The 19,174-nt window shown below is 71.5% G+C and carries 19 protein-coding genes and 2 pseudogenes; 13 read left to right on the forward strand and 8 right to left on the reverse strand.

Annotated features, from left to right (window positions below; genetic code table 11):
- The first annotated feature begins 51 nt into the window (after positions 1–51).
- Positions 52–537, forward strand: coding sequence for a DUF4188 domain-containing protein (locus ACNAYW_RS21180; RefSeq protein ID WP_415851613.1), 486 nt, complete (start codon positions 52–54; stop codon positions 535–537).
- Positions 538–571: 34 nt separating this feature from the next.
- On the opposite strand, the gene ACNAYW_RS21185 is transcribed toward ACNAYW_RS21180, so the two are convergent.
- Both ACNAYW_RS21185 and ACNAYW_RS21190 read right to left on the reverse strand, forming a co-directional pair.
- Positions 572–2,170, reverse strand: a complete 1,599-nt coding sequence (locus tag ACNAYW_RS21185) for a glycoside hydrolase family 13 protein (RefSeq protein ID WP_415851614.1) — start codon at positions 2,168–2,170, stop codon at positions 572–574.
- Between the two features lie 11 nt (positions 2,171–2,181).
- Positions 2,182–2,586: a globin gene (locus ACNAYW_RS21190; RefSeq protein WP_415851615.1), complete on the reverse strand. Its 405-nt coding sequence runs from the start codon at positions 2,584–2,586 to the stop codon at positions 2,182–2,184.
- Positions 2,587–2,676: 90 nt separating this feature from the next.
- Between ACNAYW_RS21190 and ACNAYW_RS21195 the strand changes: the two genes are divergently transcribed.
- The 4 genes from ACNAYW_RS21195 (at position 2,677) to ACNAYW_RS21210 (ending at position 6,027) form a co-directional block, all read left to right on the forward strand.
- Positions 2,677–4,497, forward strand: a complete 1,821-nt coding sequence (locus tag ACNAYW_RS21195) for a PAS domain-containing protein (protein ID WP_415851616.1) — start codon at positions 2,677–2,679, stop codon at positions 4,495–4,497.
- A 147-nt stretch (positions 4,498–4,644) separates the two neighbouring features.
- Positions 4,645–5,235 carry an HNH endonuclease gene (locus tag ACNAYW_RS21200; RefSeq protein ID WP_415851617.1) on the forward strand — a complete coding sequence of 197 codons (591 nt, stop codon included), beginning with the start codon at positions 4,645–4,647 and terminating at the stop codon, positions 5,233–5,235.
- A gap of 65 nt (positions 5,236–5,300) precedes the next feature.
- Complete coding sequence (gene ctaJ, locus ACNAYW_RS21205; RefSeq protein WP_415851618.1) at positions 5,301–5,558, forward strand: aa3-type cytochrome oxidase subunit CtaJ; 258 nt, start codon at positions 5,301–5,303, stop codon at positions 5,556–5,558.
- Complete coding sequence (locus tag ACNAYW_RS21210; protein ID WP_415851619.1) at positions 5,545–6,027, forward strand: DUF5130 domain-containing protein; 483 nt, start codon at positions 5,545–5,547, stop codon at positions 6,025–6,027. Before ctaJ ends, ACNAYW_RS21210 begins: the two co-directional genes overlap by 14 nt.
- 71 nt (positions 6,028–6,098) lie before the next feature.
- On the opposite strand, the gene ACNAYW_RS21215 is transcribed toward ACNAYW_RS21210, so the two are convergent.
- Together ACNAYW_RS21215 and ACNAYW_RS21220 are read right to left on the reverse strand one after the other, a co-directional pair.
- Positions 6,099–7,607, reverse strand: coding sequence for an MFS transporter (locus ACNAYW_RS21215; protein WP_415851620.1), 1,509 nt, complete (start codon positions 7,605–7,607; stop codon positions 6,099–6,101).
- A gap of 92 nt (positions 7,608–7,699) precedes the next feature.
- Positions 7,700–8,023, reverse strand: coding sequence for a YchJ family protein (locus tag ACNAYW_RS21220; RefSeq protein WP_415851621.1), 324 nt, complete (start codon positions 8,021–8,023; stop codon positions 7,700–7,702).
- A gap of 96 nt (positions 8,024–8,119) precedes the next feature.
- Between ACNAYW_RS21220 and ACNAYW_RS21225 the strand changes: the two genes are divergently transcribed.
- Complete coding sequence (locus ACNAYW_RS21225) at positions 8,120–8,581, forward strand: nuclear transport factor 2 family protein (RefSeq protein WP_415851622.1); 462 nt, start codon at positions 8,120–8,122, stop codon at positions 8,579–8,581.
- Between the two features lie 58 nt (positions 8,582–8,639).
- Here the strand turns inward: ACNAYW_RS21225 and pepN are convergent, their stop codons facing one another.
- On the reverse strand, positions 8,640–11,207 hold the full coding sequence (gene pepN / locus ACNAYW_RS21230) for an aminopeptidase N (RefSeq protein ID WP_415851623.1): 2,568 nt from the start codon (positions 11,205–11,207) through the stop codon (positions 8,640–8,642).
- A gap of 183 nt (positions 11,208–11,390) precedes the next feature.
- On the opposite strand from pepN, the gene ACNAYW_RS21235 reads away from it, so the two are divergent.
- Complete coding sequence (locus tag ACNAYW_RS21235; RefSeq protein WP_415851624.1) at positions 11,391–12,020, forward strand: mycothiol-dependent nitroreductase Rv2466c family protein; 630 nt, start codon at positions 11,391–11,393, stop codon at positions 12,018–12,020.
- 280 nt (positions 12,021–12,300) lie between these two features.
- Here the strand turns inward: ACNAYW_RS21235 and ACNAYW_RS21240 are convergent.
- A pseudogene (locus ACNAYW_RS21240) lies at positions 12,301–13,203 on the reverse strand (M48 family metallopeptidase); the annotation flags it as partial.
- Positions 13,204–13,718: 515 nt separating this feature from the next.
- Here ACNAYW_RS21240 and ACNAYW_RS21245 point away from each other — a divergent pair.
- The 6 genes and pseudogenes from ACNAYW_RS21245 to ACNAYW_RS21270 all read left to right on the forward strand — a co-directional run.
- Positions 13,719–14,201 (forward strand): ribose-5-phosphate isomerase, encoded by a 483-nt coding sequence (locus ACNAYW_RS21245; protein ID WP_415851625.1) that lies wholly within the window; start codon positions 13,719–13,721, stop codon positions 14,199–14,201.
- A 15-nt stretch (positions 14,202–14,216) separates the two neighbouring features.
- Positions 14,217–15,020, forward strand: coding sequence for an Fpg/Nei family DNA glycosylase (locus tag ACNAYW_RS21250; RefSeq protein WP_415851626.1), 804 nt, complete (start codon positions 14,217–14,219; stop codon positions 15,018–15,020).
- Between the two features lie 82 nt (positions 15,021–15,102).
- Positions 15,103–16,098 (forward strand): PE-PPE domain-containing protein, encoded by a 996-nt coding sequence (locus tag ACNAYW_RS21255; RefSeq protein ID WP_415851627.1) that lies wholly within the window; start codon positions 15,103–15,105, stop codon positions 16,096–16,098.
- A 17-nt stretch (positions 16,099–16,115) separates the two neighbouring features.
- Positions 16,116–16,391: a DUF3618 domain-containing protein gene (locus ACNAYW_RS21260; RefSeq protein ID WP_068526462.1), complete on the forward strand. Its 276-nt coding sequence runs from the start codon at positions 16,116–16,118 to the stop codon at positions 16,389–16,391.
- Positions 16,392–16,396: 5 nt separating this feature from the next.
- On the forward strand, positions 16,397–16,783 hold the full coding sequence (locus ACNAYW_RS21265; protein WP_415851628.1) for a hypothetical protein: 387 nt from the start codon (positions 16,397–16,399) through the stop codon (positions 16,781–16,783).
- A gap of 52 nt (positions 16,784–16,835) precedes the next feature.
- Positions 16,836–17,081: pseudogene (locus tag ACNAYW_RS21270) on the forward strand (hypothetical protein); the annotation flags it as partial.
- Between the two features lie 569 nt (positions 17,082–17,650).
- Here ACNAYW_RS21270 and metA read toward each other — a convergent pair.
- Both metA and ACNAYW_RS21280 read right to left on the reverse strand, forming a co-directional pair.
- On the reverse strand, positions 17,651–18,565 hold the full coding sequence (metA, locus tag ACNAYW_RS21275) for a homoserine O-acetyltransferase MetA (protein ID WP_415851629.1): 915 nt from the start codon (positions 18,563–18,565) through the stop codon (positions 17,651–17,653).
- 68 nt (positions 18,566–18,633) lie between these two features.
- Positions 18,634–19,174: hypothetical protein (locus ACNAYW_RS21280; protein ID WP_415851630.1), on the reverse strand; the 541-nt coding region annotated here is incomplete at its 5' end.

Genomic DNA, 19,174 nt, shown 5'->3' on the forward strand with positions numbered 1-19,174 from the left:
TCCAATATGGGTAGTGGCACTATCCAAGCTTGCTCCGGCAGGGAGAGACTGATGAACCACGATCTGCAGACCGATACCCACGACGGCGACCTGGTGGTGTTCCTCCTGGGCATGCGCCCGCGGCGCACCTGGCGGCTGCGGCAGGCGGCGTTCGTCGGGCGCTCGCTGCGCCGGATGCAGGCCGAGATCGAGCGCGATCGGAAGCGCGGTGGCGCCCTGGGCTACCTCGGTGGCTTCAAGGCGATCGCGCCCGGCGGCCCGCTCCTCGTGCAGTACTGGCGGAGCTTCGAGGAGCTGGAGAGCTACTCGCACTCCACCGATTTCGCGCATCGGCCGGCGTGGCTGCAGTTCTACAAGATGGCCCATGGGGAGGGCCGCTCGACCGTGGGCATCTGGCACGAGACCTACCGGGTCCCGGCCGGCGCCCACGAGTCGATCTACGCGGACCTGTCGGCGCCGGTCGGGCTCGCCGCCGCCGTCGGCGCCCAGCCACTGGCCCGACGGGGCCGCACGTCCCGCGAGCGCATCGGGGCGTGAGGCACCGACGGTGCGCCGTCGGGCACCGTCGGAATCAGGCCAGCCAGCAGGCGGCGTTCGGCGGCAGCAGGCCGTCGACCAGCGGCGCGCTCGCGAGGACGACCTCGCCCCCCGGCAGCTCGACGGGGCTGTCCGAGGCGTTGAGCACGCAGGTGAGGCGGCCGTCGGTGCGCCGGAAGGCGAGTACGCCGGGGCGGGGCGCGCCGTACCACTCGATCGCGTCGCCACGGAACTCCGGCCGCATGCGGCGCAGTTCGATCGCGGTGCGGTACAGGGTCAGCGTGGAATCGAGGTCCTCCAGCTCGGCCTCGGCCGTGAGGTCCTTCCAATCGTCCGGCACGGGGAGCCAGGTGTCCGGGCTCGTCGAGAAGCCGTAGGGGGGCAGCGTCCCCTGCCAGGGCAGCGGCACCCGGCAGCCGTCGCGGCCGCGTTCGGTGTGCCCGGACCGCTCCCACATCGGGTCCTGCAGCGCCTCGTCGGGGAGGTCGACGTTCGGCAGGCCCAGCTCGGAGCCGTTGTAGAGGAACACCGTGCCCGGCAGCGCCAGCTCCACCAGGATCATCGCCCGCGCGCGGGCCGTGCCCAACTCGCCGCCGCCGTACCGTGTCACCTCGCGCGGCACGTCGTGGTTGGAGAGGGTCCACGTGGGGACGCCGTTCACCGACTCGACCGCGATGAGCGAGTTGTCGATCGCCGCACGGATCTCGCGCGCATCCCACTCGGCCTCGGCGAGCCGGAAGTTGAAGCCCAGATGCAGCTCGTCGGGACGGATGTACTCGCCGAACCGGTCGTTGTCCTTGACCCAGATCTCGCCGACGGTGACGCGGCCGGGGAACTCGTCCATCACCTGGCGGATGCGGCGGTGGATCGCGTGCACGCCGGGATCGTTGAACCGCAGGTCGTTCTCGTCGTTGTCCATGATCTGGTTGTTGACCAGGTCCATGTCCGGAAGTCCGGCGGGCTTGGCCATGCCGTGCGCCACGTCGATGCGGAAGCCGTCCACGCCGCGGTGCAGCCAGAACCGCAGGGTGGCCGCGAGGTCCTGGAAGACGTCCTCGTTCTGCCAGTTCAGGTCGGGCTGCTCGGGCGCGAAGATGTGCAGGTACCACTGGCCGGGGCTGCCGTCGGCCTCGGTCACCCGATGCCACGCGGGCCCGCCGAAGATGCTGGGCCAGTTGTTCGGCGGCTCGTCGCCGTTCGGGCCGCGGCCCTCGCGGAAGATGTAGCGGGCGCGCTCCGGGCTCCCCGGACCGGCCGCGAGCGCGGCCTGGAACCACGGGTGCTGATCGGACGTGTGGTTCGGCACGAGGTCCATCGTCACGCGGATCCGGTGGGCGTGCGCCGCCGCGATCAGCTCGTCCATGTCCGCGAGCGTCCCGAAGAGCGGGTCGATGTCCCGCGGGTCCGAGACGTCGTAGCCGTGGTCGGCCATGGGGGAGCGCATCACGGGCGAGAGCCACAGCGCGTCGACCCCGAGGAGCTCCAGATAGCCCAACCGGTCGATCACACCGCGCAGGTCGCCGACCCCGTCGCCGTTCGCGTCCGAGAACGACCGGGGGTAGACCTGGTAGAAGATCGCGTCCTTCCACCACGGGGTATCGGTGTAGTGGGGCGTGCGGACGGGTGGCGTCATCTCACTCCTGTTCAAGCGCCCATGGGGGTGTTCACGAGCATCTGCGCGGCCATCTCACAGTAGGCCCTGAGCTGGGCTTTGCGGTCGGGGCTCATCCGCGCGTCGTCGATCGACGCGATGGCGACGTCCATGCAGCGCAGCCACGCGTCGCGCTCGATCTCGGTGATCCGGAAGGGCACGTGCCGCATCCGCAGCCGCGGGTGCCCGCGCTGCTCGGAGTAGGTGCGCGGGCCGCCCCAGTACTGCTCGAAGAACATCCGCAGCCGAACCTCCGCCGGGCCGAGGTCCTCCTCCGGGTACAGCGGCCGCAGCAGCTCGTCGCGCGCGACCTCCTGGTAGAAGCGGTGGATCAACTCCGCGAAGGTGTCCGCGCCGCCGACGGCGTCGTAGAAGCTCTGCTGGTCCGGCGTGCTCACGCCCTCCAGTCTCGCACGGGCCGCCGCGGCGGCCGTCTCCGTGGTTCTGCGCCCGCTCGTCGTCGGGGCCGACGCGTTACTGTCGAGCCGGTGAGCAACAGTGCGGACGAGGGCGACCGGGATGCCGAGGTCCGGCGCCTGCGCGAGCGCGTCGCCGCGCTGACGGCGGAGGTCGACGAGGCCCGGCGCACGCTCCCGATGTTCCGGGCGATCGCGGCCGCGGCGACCGACCTCATCTACGTCAAGGACCTCGCCGGGCGCTACCTGTTCGTCAACGACGCCGTGGCCCGCCTCTACGGGGTCCGGGTCGCCGACTTCCTCGGCAACGACGACCGGCAGATGTTCGACCCCGCCGCGGCCGCGCAGTTGCGCGAGACCGACCGCGAGATCATGCGGCGCGGTGTCGCACAGGAGCTCGAGGAGTCGACCACCGTCGACGGGCTGGCCCGCACGTTCCTGTCCACGAAGTCGCCGTACCGGGACGCCGCCGGCGAGGTGATCGGCCTGATCGGGGTCTCGCGCGACATCACCGACGCCCGCAGCACCGCGGAGGAGGTCGCGCGGCTGCGCGCGCTGCAGGCCACCGCGACCGCCGCGGCGAACGCGCGGGCGGACGGTGCGGCCGACCTCGCCACGTACCGCACCTTCCAGGCCATCGCGGACGCGGCGCCCGACGCCGTCGTCGTCAAGGACCGTCGGGGTCGCTTCGTCTTCCTCAACCGCGCCGCGCTGCGCGCGCTGCAGGTCACCGAGCTGCCCATCGAGCAGGTGCTCGGGAGCACCACCGACCACTTCCTCGACGGCCCGGCGGCCGCCCGCGTCATGGCCGCGGACGAGGAGGTCATGGCGACCGGCATCGCGCAGGAGATCGACGAATCGCTCCTGATCGGCGGCCGCGCGCGGACCGTCCGCACGCTCAAGGCGCCGTATCGCGACGAGTCGGGGCGCGTGATCGGCCTCGTCGGGGTCTCGCGCGACGTCACCGCGAGCCGGCAGATGGAGGCCCGGTTGCTGCGCGCCGAGGCGCGGTGGCAGTTCGCGCTCGACACCGTCGGGGAGGGCATCTGGGACTGGGACCTCGCGTCGCGGGAGGTCTACTACTCGCCCCGCTGGAAGCGGATGCTCGGCTTCGCGGACGACGAGATCGGCGACACCACGCTCGAATGGGAGCGGCGCGTGCACCCCGACGACTTCGCGTCCGCGCTGCGCGCGATGAATCGACACATGCGCGGGGAGACGGCGGAGTACCACTGCGAGCACCGGATCCGGACCAGGTCGGGCCACTACCTGTGGGTGCGCGGCCGTGGCCGCGTCATCGAGCGCGCCGACGACGGCACGATCGTGCGCATCATCGGGAGCCAGACCGATATCACCGCCGAGGTCGCCGAGCGCCGCGCCCTCCAGGACGCGGCGGAGGAACTGGTGCGGCTCGCCGAGATCGACGAGCTCACCGGCATCGCGAACCGGCGCGGCTTCGCTCGCGCGCTCGACGCCGCACTGCGCGACGCGACGGAGTCGGGCGACACCGTGCACCTCGCCCTCATCGACGTCGACGGCTTCAAGCGCTACAACGACACGCACGGACACGTCGTCGGCGACGCCGTGCTCCGGGACCTGGCCGCCGTGATCGCGCGCATCCCGTCGCGCCGCGGCGAGGTGGCGGCGAGGTACGGCGGCGACGAGCTCGCCCTGCTGCTCGTGGGCGAGGTGGACCTCGCGACCGTGCTCGAGTCGGCCCGGCGCGACATCCTCGCCCTCGGCCCCGCACCGAGCGGGCTGCCGGTCTCCGTCAGCATCGGCGGCGTCTCCGCGACGGCCGCGACCACCGCGCCGAGGCTGCTGCTGGACGAGGCGGACCGTCGGCTGTACCGGGCGAAAGCGGCCGGCAGGAACCGGGTCGTGGCAGGTTAGGTCACTTCGCGTTCACCCGCTATCCGCCGATTCGCCGCGGGAAATGCGCGGAAATCACCGTGCGGATCGCGGTCGGCCGTGGTGCACTACTAGAGGCGAAGGACCTCGGCCGACCCGGCGGGGTCCGTGCGACGGTGAGGAGTGTCGATGAAGCGAACGCACGCCGCGGGTGGCCCCGCGACCACGGCGCTCGCCGACGACTCCCGTGCCGGTGGCGCCGTCTGGGGCAAGCGCCGGGTGCTGCTGCTCAACGCCACCTACGAGCCACTGACCGCGATCTCCATGCGGAGGGCGATAGTCCTCATGCTCAGGGATAGGGCCGATGTGGTCCACGACGATCCGAACGGTCCGCTGGTGCATTCAGCGGACCGTTCGCTGTCTGTGCCGTCGGTGATCCGACTGCGCACCTACGTCCGCGTCCCGTACCGGGCCCAGGTCCCCATGACCCGAGCGGCCCTGATGCACCGCGACCGGTTCCGCTGCGGGTACTGCGGCGGCAAGGCCGACACGATCGACCACGTGCTGCCCCGCTCGCGCGGCGGCGGCCACGGGTGGGAGAACTGCGTCGCGTGCTGCGCCTCCTGCAATCACCGCAAGGCCGACCGGCTGCTGTCCGAGATCGGTTGGACGTTGCGCACCGAGCCGCGCGCCCCGCAGGGTCGGCACTGGCGGCTGCTCTCCACTCTCAAAGAGGTCGACCCGATGTGGAGTCGGTATCTCGACCTCGATGCGGCATAGGCTAAGTTGTTCCACAGACCGACCAGCGCCGTCGGGCGTCCGACAGAGAAGGAAAGGGGCCCACAGTGAGCTTGCTCAACATCGTCGGCGGGATCACCGTCGTCGCGACGATCGTGATCGTCGTCCTGTGTGTCATCTCGATGGCCACCGGCCGCAACGAGAAGTACGAGCAGCCGGGCGAGTACAAGCTGGGCGAGCCGTGGACCCGCGAGCCCATGCTGTTCAGCGCGGTCGACGAGGCCCCCGTGGGCCCGCACGGCGCGCACCACGGCGACCATGACAACGAGAACCTGATCGGGGGTGCCGCTCGTGGCAAGTGGTGATCACACGCAGACCGTCGCCGTGCCGCAGGGCGAGCTGCCCATCGGTACCGCCATCACGTCGAGCGGCCGCATCTCGGCCGCGCGCCAGGCGAGCGACAGCCCGGCCAACCCGCCGTTCACGCGCGAGGAGCTGATCGGCCTCGACGAGGCGCTGATCCGCGCGACCCGGGACGCGAACGCCCGGTTCTCGGTGTACATCGGCGACCTGGGTGACGACGCGCACGCCGGCGCCGAGGCGGTGCTCCGCCAGGCTCCCGAGCCCGAGTACGCGGCGCTCATCGCCGTCTCGCCGAACACCCGTGACATCGTGGTGCTCACCGGCAGCGGCGTCGCCGACCGTCTCGGCGACAAGGTGGCACAGCTCGGCGTCACCGCCGCGATCCCGCCCTTCCAGGCCGGCGACCTCATCGACGGCCTCATCGCCGCGCTGCGCGTCATGGCCTCGGCCGTGAAGCCGCCCACGGCGTAACTCGACCACGACGAACGGCCCACCGGATTCGATCCGGTGGGCCGTTCGTCGTTGCGGGGTCCCTCCGTGCGTCAGCGCTCGGCGGCCGCCAGGCCCCGGGCCTCCTCGTACAGCTGCGCCGCCTCCTCGGGGGTGTCCACCTGTGGCGCGGAGCCGAGCAGGGGTTGGGTGGCGGTCTCCCGCATCGCGATGACCGCGATCAGGCCGACGATCGAGCTGACGACCAGGTAGAAGCCGGGCACCAGGTCGTTCTTGGTGGCGTCGACGAGCGCGGACGTGATCAGCGGGGTCGTGCCGCCGAACGCCGAGACGGCCACGTTGAAGCCGAGCCCCAGCGCGCCGTAGCGGACGGCCGTGGGGAACAGGGCGGGCAGAGTCGAGGCCGTGGGCGCCGCGAAGCAGGCCAGCAGCGCGCCGAAGACGATGCAGGCCACGACCGGCCCCCAGATCGAGCCGTGGCGCAAGAGCCAGAACGCGGGCACCGCGACGACCATCTGGACGACGGCCGCGGTGGCGAAGACGGCCCTGCGGCCCACGATGTCGCTCACGTGGCCCATCAGCAGGATCAGGGCGACCACGACCAGCATCGCCAGGAGCACCAGCATGTCCGCGGTCAGCCGGCTGCGGTGCGCCACCTCGGTGAGATAGGTCGGCAGGTACGCGGTGATCATGTAGTTGGTCACGTTGTACAGGATCACCAGGCCCATGCACACGAGTAGCGGGCGCCAGAGCCTCGTGATGATCATGAGGAGCTCGTGCTGCGGCTTCTCCACCGCCCGCAGTGCGCTCTCGTGTGCATCCAGTTGCGCCTGGAAGGCGGGGGTGTCCTCGAGCTTGAGGCGCAGGTACAGGCCGATCAGGCCCATCGGGCCGGCGATGAAGAACGGGATGCGCCAGCCCCAGGAGAGCATGTCCGCCTCGGAGAGCGTCGCGTTGAGGATCGTGACCAGCAGCGAGGCGCACGAGTAGCCGATGAAGGTGCCGAAGTCGAGCCAGCTGCCGAGGAAGCCGCGGCGCTTGTCCGGGGAGTATTCGGCGATGAAGGTGGTCGCGCCGCCGTACTCGCCGCCCGTGGAGAATCCCTGCACGAGCCGCGCGCACAGCAACAGGATCGGCGCCCACATGCCGATCGCCGCGTACGACGGGATGAGGCCGACGGCGAAGGTGCCGACCGACATCATGATCATGGTGGCCGCCAGCACCTTCTGTCGGCCGACGCGGTCGCCCATGAGACCGAAGACGATGCCGCCCAGCGGGCGGACGAAGAAGGCGGCGGCGAAGGTGCCGAAGGTCGCGAGCAACTGGCCGGTGGGGGAGAGCCCCTCGAAGAACACGGCGCCGAGCGTCGTGGTGAGGTAGGCGTACACGCCGAAGTCGAACCACTCCATCATGTTTCCCAGTGCCGCCGCGGTGATCGCGCGCTTGAGCATCGGCTGGTCGACGACGGTGATGGACTCCTCGGTGAGGGGTGGCTTGCGCCGGAAGAGTCGCGCGAGGGTCCGGCGGCGGGAGGATCGGACGTTCTCGACGCCCCAGCCGGCTATGTGCAGTTCGCCTGATTCCGTCCGCGTCCTGTCCATTTCTCCACGCTAACAAGATCCTCTAAGTATATTGCGCGGGGCTCGGAACGGCGGCTGGTATGCACCGGTATGAGGCGATATCGCATCGTCGGTCAGTCGAAGTGCTCCCCGTCGACGTAGAACCACCTGCCGTCCTCGCGCACGAAGCGGGACCGCTCGTGCAGCACGCCGAACTCGCCGTCGGCCACGTAGGTCGCGCGGAACTCCACGACGCCCGCCCGGTCGGTCCCGGTGCCGTCGACGGTGTCGACGATCTGCAGGCCGCGCCAGCGCACGCCCTCGTCGAGGTCGAGCTCCGCCGGGCGCGTGCTCGGATGCCAGGTCGCGAGGAGCCAGTCGGCGTCTCCGTCGCGGAACGCCGCGAAGCGCGAACGCATCAACGCCTCGGCGGTCTCCAGGGTGTGGTGCGCGTCCATGTGTGCAGCGTACGGCGATGGTCATCACGTTGTGTCCGCCGCTCAGTCGTGTTCTGATCGAATTGAAGTATTGAAGTTTCAATGAATGGACACCGTATGAATCTCAACCGGACGGTCCGCAACGCCGTCGCCGCGGTGCTCACCATCGGCGCCCTGGTGCTCGGCGCCGCCGCGCAGGCGAGCGCGGCCCCGTCGACCCCGAGGGAGGTCGTGACGGCCTTCTACACCGAGGGCTTCGTGCAGCGCGACATCGCCGGCGCGGCGCAGCGGTACATCGGCGACCACTACATCCAGCACAACCCCGAGGTCGCCGACGGCCGCGACGCCTTCGTCGAGGTGCTCGGCCCCGTCGTGAAGGACCCGAAGTACAGCACCTCGATCGTGCGCATCGTGGCGGACGGCGACATCGTCGTGGTCCACGCGAAGTCCGTATACGACGGCAAGGTGCAGGCGGTCGCCGACATCTTCCGCGTCGCGAACGGCAAGATCGTCGAGCACTGGGACGTCATCCAGGACGATCCGGGCAGGACCGTCAGCGGCCACCCCTTCATCGATTGAGCCGAAGCACACCGCGGCCCCGGGATCGCAGGATCCCGGGGCCGCGGTCGTCGGTGCGTCAGGAGCGGTCGAACGCGCGGGCCGCGAGCGAGCGGACGATGCCCGCGCGCCCCTCGAGGACCAGGCGGCGCAGTGCCGGGGGCTTGTCGCCCGCGAGCCACGCGTCCGCGGCGGCCACGGCCTCGTCGGAGATGTCCCACGACGGGTACAGGCCCACGACGACGGTCTGCGCGACCTCGGACGACCGGCGGGACCACACCTCGTCGATCGCGCCGAAGTAGCGCGCGGTGAAGGGCGCGAGCAGCTCGCCCTGTCCCGGCGCGACGATCCCGGCGGCGATCGCCCGGGTCATCGTGTTCGACAGCGAGTCGTCGCCGAAGACCTTCTCCCAGGCCTCCTCCTTGACCCGGACGTCCGGGCGGGCGGCCAGCGCGGCCGCGGCGGATCGCTCACCCGCGGCGGTCGGGTCGCGCAGCACCTCGGCGTCGATCTCGTCGGTGCCCACGGCGCCGGCGCGCGCCAGGGCGGTCAGGAGGCGCCACCGCAGGTCGGTGTCGACGGTGAGTCCGTCCAGGCCGACCGAGCCGGGCTCGGCACCGTCGTACAGCGCCTGCAGCACCTCGACCTCGGAACGGCCCAGCGCCGAAGCGGCCAGCGCGTTGACGAACGCGAGCTGGAAGTCGGAGCCGGCCTCGGCCGCGCGGGCCAGCCGCAGCAGGCCCGAGGCGAGCCGCGCGCGGCCCTCGGCGGCGGCCCACGCGGGATCGGCGTACGACTCGACGGCCGTCTGCGCCTGCAGCACGACGCGCTGCACCACGCCCACCTCGGTCTCGGCGCCGATGCCGCCGAGCACCAGGTCGACGAAGTCGCGGGCCTTCATCTCGGCCTGGCGTGTCATCTCCCACGCCGCGGACCAGCCGAGCGTGCGGGGGAGTGAATCGGCGATGTCCGCGATGCGGCTCGTCACCGTCGCGAGGGAGACCGGATCCAGCCGGACGGAGCAGTAGGACAGGTCGTCGTCGTTGATGAGCACCAGCTCGCCGCGGTGCACGCCCACGAGCTCGGGCACGTCGGTGCGCTCGCCGGCGACGTCGAGCTCGACGCGCTGCGTGCGCACCAGCTTGCCGTCCTGATCGGCGTACACGCCCACGGCGAGGCGGTGCGTGCGCAGCTCGCCCGCGCCGGGCTGCGCGCCTTCCTGAACCACGGTGAAACGCGTGAAGTTCCCCGCGTCGTCGAGCTCGAACTCGGGGCGCAGGATGTTGATGCCGGTCGTCTTGAGCCACTGGGCACCCCAGTCCGACAGGTCGCGGCCCGAGGAGGCCTCCAGCGCGCGCAGCAGGTCGTCGAAGGTGGCGTTGCCGAACTTGTGCTCCACGAAGTAGGTGCGCAGGCCCGCCAGGAAGGGCTCGAGGCCCACGTAGGCGACCAGCTGCTTGAGCACCGACGCGCCCTTGGCGTAGGTGATCCCGTCGAAGTTGACCTCCACGGCCTGCAGGTCCGGGATGTCGGCCGCGACCGGGTGCGTCGACGGGAGCTGGTCCTGCCGGTACGCCCACGACTTCTCGACGTTCGCGAAGGTGGTCCACGCAGAGGTGTACTCCGTGGCCTCGGCCTGGCTCAGCACCGACGCGAAGGTCGCGAAGGACTCGTTGAGCCACAGGTCGTCCCACCAGCGCATGGTCACCAGATCGCCGAACCACATGTGCGCCATCTCGTGCAGCACCGTCTCGCAGCGCCGCTCGTACAGGTAGCGCGTGACCTTCGAGCGGAAGACGTAGTCCTCCAGGAAGGTCACGGCCCCGGCGTTCTCCATGGCGCCGGCGTTGAACTCCGGCACGAACAGCTGGTCGTACTTGCCGAAGGCGTAGGGAATGCCGAAGTTCTTGTGGTAGAAGCCGAAACCCTGCTTCGTCTCGGTGAACAGGCGGTCGGCGTCCATGTACTCCGCGAGGCTCGCGCGGCAGAACAGGCGCAGGTCGATCGTGCCGTGCTCGTCGGTGTAGGCGTCCGTCCACACCGCGTACGGGCCGGCGATGAGGGCCACCAGGTAGGTCGACATCGGCTCGGTCGTGACGAAGGTCCAGCGGTGCGCGCCGGTCGGCAGCGGCTCCCGGGTCGCCTCCGCGCCGCCCGTCACCACGGTCCAGGCCGACGGTGCCGTGACGCTCACGTCGAAGACGGCCTTGAGGTCCGGCTGGTCGAAGCACGCGAACATCCGCTTGGCGTCGGCGGTCTCGAACTGCGAGTAGAGGTACACCGCGCCGTCGGTCGGATCGACGAACCGGTGCAGGCCCTCGCCGGTGTTCGAGTAGAAGAACCGGCCCGAGATCACCAGCTCGTTCTCCGCGGCGAGGCCGTGCAGAGCGAGCCCGCCCTCCTCGGTGTAGCCGGAGGTGTCGACGGGGCGGCCGTTGAGCGTGGCCGTGATGCCGCCGGCGATGAGGTCGATGAAGGTCTCCGCGCCCGGCGTCGCCGTGAACGTGATCGTCGTGGTCGACCCGAAGGTCTTCTCGCCGGGCGCATCCGCACCGTCGGTGAGGTCGAGGTCGATCGCGTAGCGCGAGACGGCCACGGTGGCGGCGCGCTCGGCGGCCTGGATCCGGGTGAGATTGGGCGCGGACAAAGGTGACGCTCCTTCGCGATGCGGCGGACTCATGGCAAATCACGGGCCGGACGCGCCGGCTCGACCCGTCCCACAATGCCACCCGCCGCCGCCGCGTGCCCGCGCGGGAAGGAGATCGGCGTGCGCGATGTTGCACGGGGGAGCAGGATCGACACCGTGACCGTCCCACGAGCAGGAGCCGAAGTGACCGATACCGCCCCGTCCACCGCCAAGGATCGCGTCGAATTCTGGTTCGACCCGCTGTGCCCGTGGTGCTGGATCACCTCGCGCTGGATCCTCGAGGTCGAGCAGGTGCGCGACATCGACGTGCAGTTCCACGTCATGAGCCTGGCCGTCCTCAACGAGGGCCGCGACAACCTCCCCGAGATCTACCAGGAGCTGATGAAGACGGCGTGGGGCCCGGTGCGCGTGCTCATCGCGGCGGCCCAGCGCCACGGCGAGGAGGTGCTGCCGAAGCTGTACACGGCCATGGGCACCCGGATCCACAACCAGCAGAACCAGGATCTCGCCGTGGTGATCGCCGAATCGCTCGCCGAGACCGGCCTGGAGTCGGACCTCGCCGCGGCGGCGAACAGCACCGACTTCGACGAGGCCCTGCGCGCGAGCCATCACGCGGGCATGGACAAGGTGGGCGACGACGTGGGCACCCCGACCATCCACGTCAACGGCACGGCCTTCTTCGGGCCCGTGCTCTCCCGCATCCCGCGCGGCGACGACGCGGGCCGCGTGTGGGACGGCGCTGTCCTTCTCGCGAGTTACCCGCATTTCTTCGAGCTCAAGCGCAGCCGCCACGAGGAGCCTCAGTTCGACTGAGCCCCGGAACGACGGAACCCCGCCGCACCGATCGCCGGTGCGGCGGGGTTCCGTCGTCGTGGGCCTAGGAGCCGGACGGGCCGTTCGGCGTGCTGCCGCCGGGCTGCCCGTCCGACGACTGACCGTCCTGCGCTCCGGACTCGCCCTGCGAGCGCTGCCACTGTGCGAAGTAGCCGCCCTCCGGGTACGGCTGGCTCTGCGCGGGCTGGTTCGGCGCGGGCTGGTTCGGCGCGGGCTGGTGCTGCGCCGGCTGGTTCGCCGGGGCCTGCGTGGGCCCGTACGGCCCCGTCGGGACCTGGTGCACGGGACCCGGCACGACGGGGGCCGACGCCACCTGCCCGGGAGCCGGCGCCAGCACCTCCTGCTGCGTGTACGTGGGCACCGGGCCCGCGGGCACGACCGCGCCGCCGCCGATACCGCGCATCGGGCCGCTGGGGGCGAACCACAGCGAGCCGGCCTTGGTGCGGTTGCGGAGCGCGGCCGCGCGCCAGGTGAGCACCGGGTGCGAGGCCGTGAGGTTCACCAGCCAGGTGAAGAAGCCCTTGTCGGTCGACGCGCGGTCGGCCAGCTGGTCGAAGTCGACCTCCTTGCCGAGGTACTTGCCCGCGCCGAGGACGCCCATGCCGCCCGGGGTGCCGGCGGGCTGGTTGAAGTAGCCGTAGTTGTCGGCGGTGTACTCCTGCGAGCGGGACAGCGCCGCGCCGATCACCGGCAGGTAGCCCATCGCGAACGACCCGACCTGCCGCCAGTAGGAGACGTGACCGGCGGCGATGTGCCCGACCTCGTGGCCGATGATGTACGCCAGCGCGTCGGGGTCGCGGGCCTCGCCGCCGACCTCGAACAGGTCGCTGTAGACCACCACGAAGCGGCGGAAGCCGTGGCCCGAGGCGAAGGCGTTGATCTGGCCGTTGCCGATCACCACGAAGGCGTCCGGGACCTCGCGCATGCCGTACCGCGCCGCGGCCTCGCGCACCATGCGGTAGCCCTCGGGGAACTGGGTGGGCGTCATCTGCACGCCCTGGACGCGGGGCGACGCCCAGGTCAGGCCTCGACCGAGCCACAGCAGGATCGGCACCACCAGCGCCAGCAGCAGGTACTCGTTGACCACGCCGAACGCGGCCAGGAGCAGGGCGCCGCCGTAGATCAGGACGGTCACCAGGATCACGATCACCAGCAGCGGGATCTCCCACGGATGGCGCCGGGGCGCGCCGGCGTACGACGGGGGCTGCGGCGCGGCCGCGGGACCGCCCGGGCCGCCGGGGAAGTGCCCGCCGGGGAAGTGGGCGCCCGGGAAGTGCCCCGAGCCGAACGGCGGACCGTCGGACGGCGCGCCGCCGCCGAGGCCCGCAGTGACGGACGGGTCGTGCGCGCCGAGCGCGGGCAGCGCGTGGTGCGCGCCGGAGCGGTGCCGCTCGGTCGGGAAGTCGGCGGCGGGGATGGCGGAGGTCGCCGCGTCGGACGGCGCCGGGGACGTAGCGGCGGCCGGCTCCTCGGGCTGCACGACGGGGAAGAAGCCCGTGCTGGGCATCGACGATTCATCCGGGTGGGTGCTGAAGGCCCCGCTGCGGGCGGACTCGATGGGGGAGGAGTCGTCCTGCGGCTCCTGGCCCGGTGTCTGCTCGGTGCTGTCATCCATGCCATCGAATGTAGGCTGTGCCGCCTTCGGATGCTCGCGCGGCGCGTGTCAGACTTGTCGTCATGCGCGTTTACCTCGGCGGCGACCACGCCGGTTTCGAACTGAAGTCCCAGATCATCGAGCACCTGACGGCCGGTGGCCACGAGGCCGTCGACTGCGGCGCCCACACGTACGACGCCGTGGACGACTACCCGGCCTTCTGCATCGACGCCGCAACCCGCGTCGTGGCGGACCCCGGCAGCCTCGGCATCGTCCTCGGCGGGAGCGGCAACGGCGAGCAGATCGCCGCCAACAAGGTGCCCGGCGCCCGGTGCGCGCTGGCGTGGAGCGTCGAGACCGCGAAGCTCGCCCGCGAGCACAACAACGCCCAGCTCATCGGCATCGGCGGCCGCATGCACAGCAAGGAGGAGGCGCTCGCCATCGTCGACGCCTTCCTCGCGCAGCCGTGGTCCGAGGAGCCGCGCCACCAGCGCCGCATCGACATCCTCGCCGAGTACGAGCGCACGGGCGTCGCGCCCGCCGTTCCGGGCGCGCCCGAAGCCTGACGGACCGCCCCGACGATGCCCGAGGGGCACACACTCCACCGGCTCGCCCTCGCCCATGACGCACTGTTCGCGGGCGAGGGCGTCCGCGTCTCCAGCCCCCAGGGACGGTTCGCGCCGGAGGCGAAGCGCCTCGACGGCCGCGTCTTCGAGCGCGCCGACTCGTGGGGCAAGCACCTCTGGCACCGCTACGGCGGCGGCCTGATCGTCCACGTCCACCTCGGGCTGTACGGCGCCTTCACGGATTTCGGCCTGATCGACGGTGCGCCGCCCGCTCCGGTGGGCCAGGTGCGCATGCGTATCGTCGGGCCGCACGGCGGCACCGACCTGCGCGGCCCGACGGCCTGCGAGCTCGTCACCGAGGAGCAGGTCGACGGGGTGCTCGCCCGCCTCGGCCCGGACCCGCTGCGGCCGGACTCCGACGCCGAGGACGCGTGGCGGCGCATCGAACGCTCCCGGCGGCCGATCGGTGCGCTGCTGATGGACCAGAAGGTGATGGCCGGCGTCGGCAACGTCTACCGCGCGGAGGTCCTCTTCCGCGCCGGGATCGACCCGCACCGCGAGGGCCGCGACGTCTCCCGTGACGAGTTCGACGGGGTCTGGTCCGACCTGGTGACCCTCATGCCGATCGGCGTCGAGCGCGGGCGCATGCACGTCGTGCGGCCGGAACACGACCACGGCGCACCGTCGTACGCGGAGGACCGGCCCCGGACCTACGTCTACCGCAGGACCGGCGACCCCTGCCGTGTGTGCGGCACGCCGGTGCGGGCCGAGGTGATGGAGGCGCGGAACCTCTACTGGTGCCCCACCTGTCAGAGCTGACGACGCTGTTAGCTCAGACACATCACTGGTTTCTTAACATGGATTTCAGCTCGTTCTCATCCGCGGGCGCAAGGGTTGTCCCATGAAGACGCTGACCGTCCACAGCAGGGCGGCCCGACGACCGGCGGACGCCGGCCGGGCCCGGATCACCGTGCTCGCCGTCGGGGGCACGGGCGAATCATGGATCGACGATCCCCGCACCGAGGTGACCGGCATGCTCAGCCACGTCGTGGCGGAGCTCGACGACCGCTTCGGCTCCCGCTGGGTCGGCTACCCGGCCTCGTACGGCCCGGTCCCGGCGCGCGACGGCATCTCGTTCGCGGAATCCGTGTCGATCGGCGTGGAGCGCCTCCTGACCGCGATCGCCGACGCCGACGGCCCCGTCGTCCTCATCGGATACTCGCAGGGGTGCACCGTGGTCCGCCGGGTGCTGGGCGCCATGGCCGACGGGCCCGTGCTCGCGCCGCACGTCCTCGCGGCCGGGCTCATCTCCGACCCCGAGCGCCCCCATGGCAGCGATCCGTCGCTGTGCGGCTCCGGCGTCGCGGGCGACGGCCCGTCGGTGCCCGACGGGCTGCCGCTGCAGTGGATCTCGCACCCGCAGGACGTGATCTGCAACGCCAGCGTCGACTCCTTCGTCCGCGACATCGCGGACGCCACCGCGTACCTGACGCTGCGCGATCTCGCGACGTGGGCGCCGCGCGCCGCGGGGGAGTACCTCGGGCACCGCTTCCAGAACGCCACCCGCACCGCGTTCGGTTCCCGCCAGTGGCGGCGCGACGTGAACCGGCTGCGCACGGCGGGCCGGGAGATCCTCGGGTACCTGCCGCGGGTGCAGTACCGCGGTCGCGACTACAACCGGCGGGGCGACCGGCACACCGCGTACGCGACGGAGCCGCTCGCGCGCCTGCGACACGAGGACTACGAACTCACCGGGTGCCAGGTGCTGGCGCAATGGCTGCAGGTCCAGGCCACCTTCGCCCTCCCGGCGGTGCCGGATCGCGACGCCCGGGCCCCGCAGAGCGGTGCGCCCACGGCCGCTGGTCTAGAGTCGGGGAAGTATCTGCACGCGGGCTGACCCGGAGGAAGAGCGAAGTGGCACGTGACACCGAGAGCATCGAACGCGACATCGAGCGCGCCCGGGAGCAGCTGGCGGCGACGCTGGACCAGCTGGGCGAGCGCGCGGACCCCCGCAAGCTCGCCGAGCAGGCGCAGCAATCCGTGATCGCCACCGTGACCAAGCCGCCGGTGCTCGCCGCCGCGGCCGGTGTCGCGGTCCTGGCCGCGCTCGTCATCGGCTCGCGCTTCAAGCGGGCCCGTCGCGAGAAGCAGCTCATCCGCGCGATCGCCGAGGGCAAGATCTCGCTCTGACCGGCATGGAACGAACGAACAGGGGCGGCGCCGGCATCGGCGCCGCCCTCGTCGTCTCCGCGGCGCTGCTCACCGCGTGCGGCGGGCCCGCGGCCGGCCCCGTCGCGCTGCCCGCGGCGTTCCCGGCGCAGCAGGTGCCGGTGGTCGGAGAGATCCGTCACGCCGAGACCATCGAGGTCGGGCACGCGATGTGGCGGGTGACCGTCGCGGGCCGCGACACCGTGGCGGCGGCCCGCGCGCTGCTCGCCGCCGGACTCGTCCCTGTCGCACCGGGCGTCCCGCTCGACGCGGGTCGGATCGGCGCCGTCTACCGCGGGCACGGTTTCACCGTCGGGATCTCGGCGAACGACGGGGACGTGACCTACGTCGTCAGCCCGACGCCCGGGACCTGACCTCAGGGATTCTCCCGATTCCGCCATCGCGGATCGGCGCTACGCTGGATCCATGGAGTTTCCGAAAGCACTGCTCGCCCCCGCCCGCGTCGGGCTGGCCGCGGCGGGCCTGGGGCTCGCCGCCGCCGAGACCTCGGTCGGGCTCGCGCGCGACGCCGTGTCGATGGCCGCGGACCGGATCGATCCCGGCTCGGGCGACGGCACCCGGCACGAGAACCTGATCACCGCCGCGCAGCGCGTGCCCCACATCGTGCACCGCGTCTCCGACCTGCTCAGCGACGACGGTGCCATCCACNNCNNCGTCGGCCCCGGCGGCGCGNCCGACCGGGTGGCCGACCTGTTCGACGACGGCGGCCCCGTCGACCGCGTGATCCGCCCCGACGGCCCGCTCGACCGCGCCACCCGCGAGGGCGGCATCGTCGACGCCTTCACCGCCGAGGACGGCGTGGTGCAGAAGCTGGCCGAGGTGACCGAGGCGATGAACCGGCTCACGCCGACGATCGCGGCGATGGGTCAGCGCCTGGGTGACATCGAGAACGTGGTCGGCGCCGCGAACACCGTCGCCGAGCCGGTGACCGACCTGCTCTCCAGCCTGCCGAAGTTCGCGCTGCGGACCGCGAACGAGGTCGCCAAGGCGGCGCAGCCCCGGCAGCCGCGCCCCGCGCGCGTGCCGGCCGCCCCGTCGGCCGCCGTGCCGTCCGCGGTCGCCCCGCCGGCGGTGCCGCCCACGGTCGTGGTCGCCCCGATCGTCGAGGTGGAGGCGGTCGAGATCCGACCGGCGTCGCCCGCGGCCCAGGAGCCGCCCGCGGCCCCGGAGTCGCCCGCGGCGCCCGATGACGGCGACGAGGCCGCGCAGGGCTGAGCGGGCTACGCGCCGCTCGGGTCGAACGGCGTCTCCTGGTAGACGCAGTAGTTCAGCCAGTTGCTGTAGAGCAGGTTCCCGTGACCGCGCCAGCGGTTGGTCGGGAGCGCGGCGGGATCGTCGCCGGGGAAGTAGTGGGCGGGCGGCGCGACCGGCAGCCCCTGCTCGCTGTCCCGGGCGTACTCGCGCGCGAGCGTGTCCGCGTCGTACTCCGGGTGCCCTGTCACGTAGACCTGGCGACCGTCGCGGCTCGCGGCGAGGTAGACGCCGGCTTCGTCGCTGACGGCCAACACGTCGACCTCGCCGGTGGCCTCGACGTCCGTCGCGTGGACGTCGGTGTGCCGGGAGTGCGGCGCGAGGAACTCGTCGTCGAAACCGGTGACGACGGGCGAGCGCGCCGCGGTGAGCCGGTGCGGGAAGATTCCGGAGAGCTTCTGGGGCAGTTCGTGTTTGCCGACGCCGTAGTGGTGGTACAGCGCGGCCTGCGCTCCCCAGCACACGTGCAGGGTCGACTGCACGTGGGTCCGCGTCCAGTCCAGGATCCGGGTCATCTCCGGCCAGTAGTCGACGTCCTCGAAATCGAGCCGCTCCACCGGCGCACCGGTGATGATCAGCCCGTCGAAATGCTGGTCCGCCACCTCGTCGAAGGTGGAGTAGAACGAGTCGAGATGCTCCGACGCGGTGGTCCGCGAGACGTGACTGGCCATCCGCAGCAGGGTCGCCTCGATCTGCAGCGGGCTGTTGCTGAGCAGGCGCAGCAGCTGGGTCTCCGTGGTGACCTTCATCGGCATCAGGTTCAGGATGGCGATCCGCATGGGGCGGATGTCCTGATGCCCCGCGCGGTCGTCGGACATGACGAAGACCTGCTCCGCGGCCAGGACGGCCCGGGCGGGGAGGTCGTGGGGCATGGTGACGGGCACGCGACCAGCTTAGTTGAGCGTTCGCGTCGCCCTCGTCCGGCCGGGGAGTGGCCGGACCTGAACGGCGACTACGTGTACGACTTCGCGCAGATCGTGTACACGGGGTCGTCGAAGAAGTAGCTGCGGTCCCACTCGCCGGAGCACCGACCGGAGTCCTTGAGGCCACCGACCACGGAGACGACGGTGATGGTGCCCGGCGCGCCGCACTGCCCGGCCGCCTTGATCCAGGTGCCGGGCACGGGCGCGGTGTAGCAGTAGTTCACGTTGAGGTTCGGCGTGAGGCAGTACCAGCGGCCGCGGGCGATCGACGTCTGCTCGGCGCGGCACTTCTCGCCTGCGGGCATCACCTGGGTCACCTTGTACGGCGATCCGCCGTCGTCGCAGTTGCCGACCTTCGGTGCCTCGGGCACGTCGTAGAGGCAGTCGTTGATGCGGAACACGGCGCCCGCACCGGTCGTGGCCGAGGCGGTGTCCTTCCCCGGATCGGCGCCGTTGGAATCGCTCAGGAGAGCAGCGACCACGATGGCCGCGATGAGGGCGACCACCGACGCGACTGCGACGAGGGCCACGATCACGTTCCGGCCGTTCCCGGGCTTCTGGGGCGGGGGA

It is taken from the genome of Tsukamurella ocularis, assembly GCF_965138335.1.
GTDB lineage: Bacteria > Actinomycetota > Actinomycetes > Mycobacteriales > Mycobacteriaceae > Tsukamurella > Tsukamurella ocularis_A.

Excerpts from the sequence above, each read along its gene's own strand:
- ACNAYW_RS21180 (WP_415851613.1), top strand. The coding sequence starts at position 52 with ATGAACCACGATCTGCAGACCGATACCCACGACGGCGACCTGGTGGTG.
- ACNAYW_RS21185 (WP_415851614.1), bottom strand. The coding sequence starts at position 2,170 with ATGACGCCACCCGTCCGCACGCCCCACTACACCGATACCCCGTGGTGG.
- ACNAYW_RS21200 (WP_415851617.1), top strand. The coding sequence starts at position 4,645 with ATGAAGCGAACGCACGCCGCGGGTGGCCCCGCGACCACGGCGCTCGCC.
- ACNAYW_RS21215 (WP_415851620.1), bottom strand. The coding sequence starts at position 7,607 with ATGGACAGGACGCGGACGGAATCAGGCGAACTGCACATAGCCGGCTGG.
- ACNAYW_RS21220 (WP_415851621.1), bottom strand. The coding sequence starts at position 8,023 with ATGGACGCGCACCACACCCTGGAGACCGCCGAGGCGTTGATGCGTTCG.
- ACNAYW_RS21225 (WP_415851622.1), top strand. The coding sequence starts at position 8,120 with ATGAATCTCAACCGGACGGTCCGCAACGCCGTCGCCGCGGTGCTCACC.
- ACNAYW_RS21245 (WP_415851625.1), top strand. The coding sequence starts at position 13,719 with ATGCGCGTTTACCTCGGCGGCGACCACGCCGGTTTCGAACTGAAGTCC.
- ACNAYW_RS21250 (WP_415851626.1), top strand. The coding sequence starts at position 14,217 with ATGCCCGAGGGGCACACACTCCACCGGCTCGCCCTCGCCCATGACGCA.
- ACNAYW_RS21255 (WP_415851627.1), top strand. The coding sequence starts at position 15,103 with ATGAAGACGCTGACCGTCCACAGCAGGGCGGCCCGACGACCGGCGGAC.
- ACNAYW_RS21265 (WP_415851628.1), top strand. The coding sequence starts at position 16,397 with ATGGAACGAACGAACAGGGGCGGCGCCGGCATCGGCGCCGCCCTCGTC.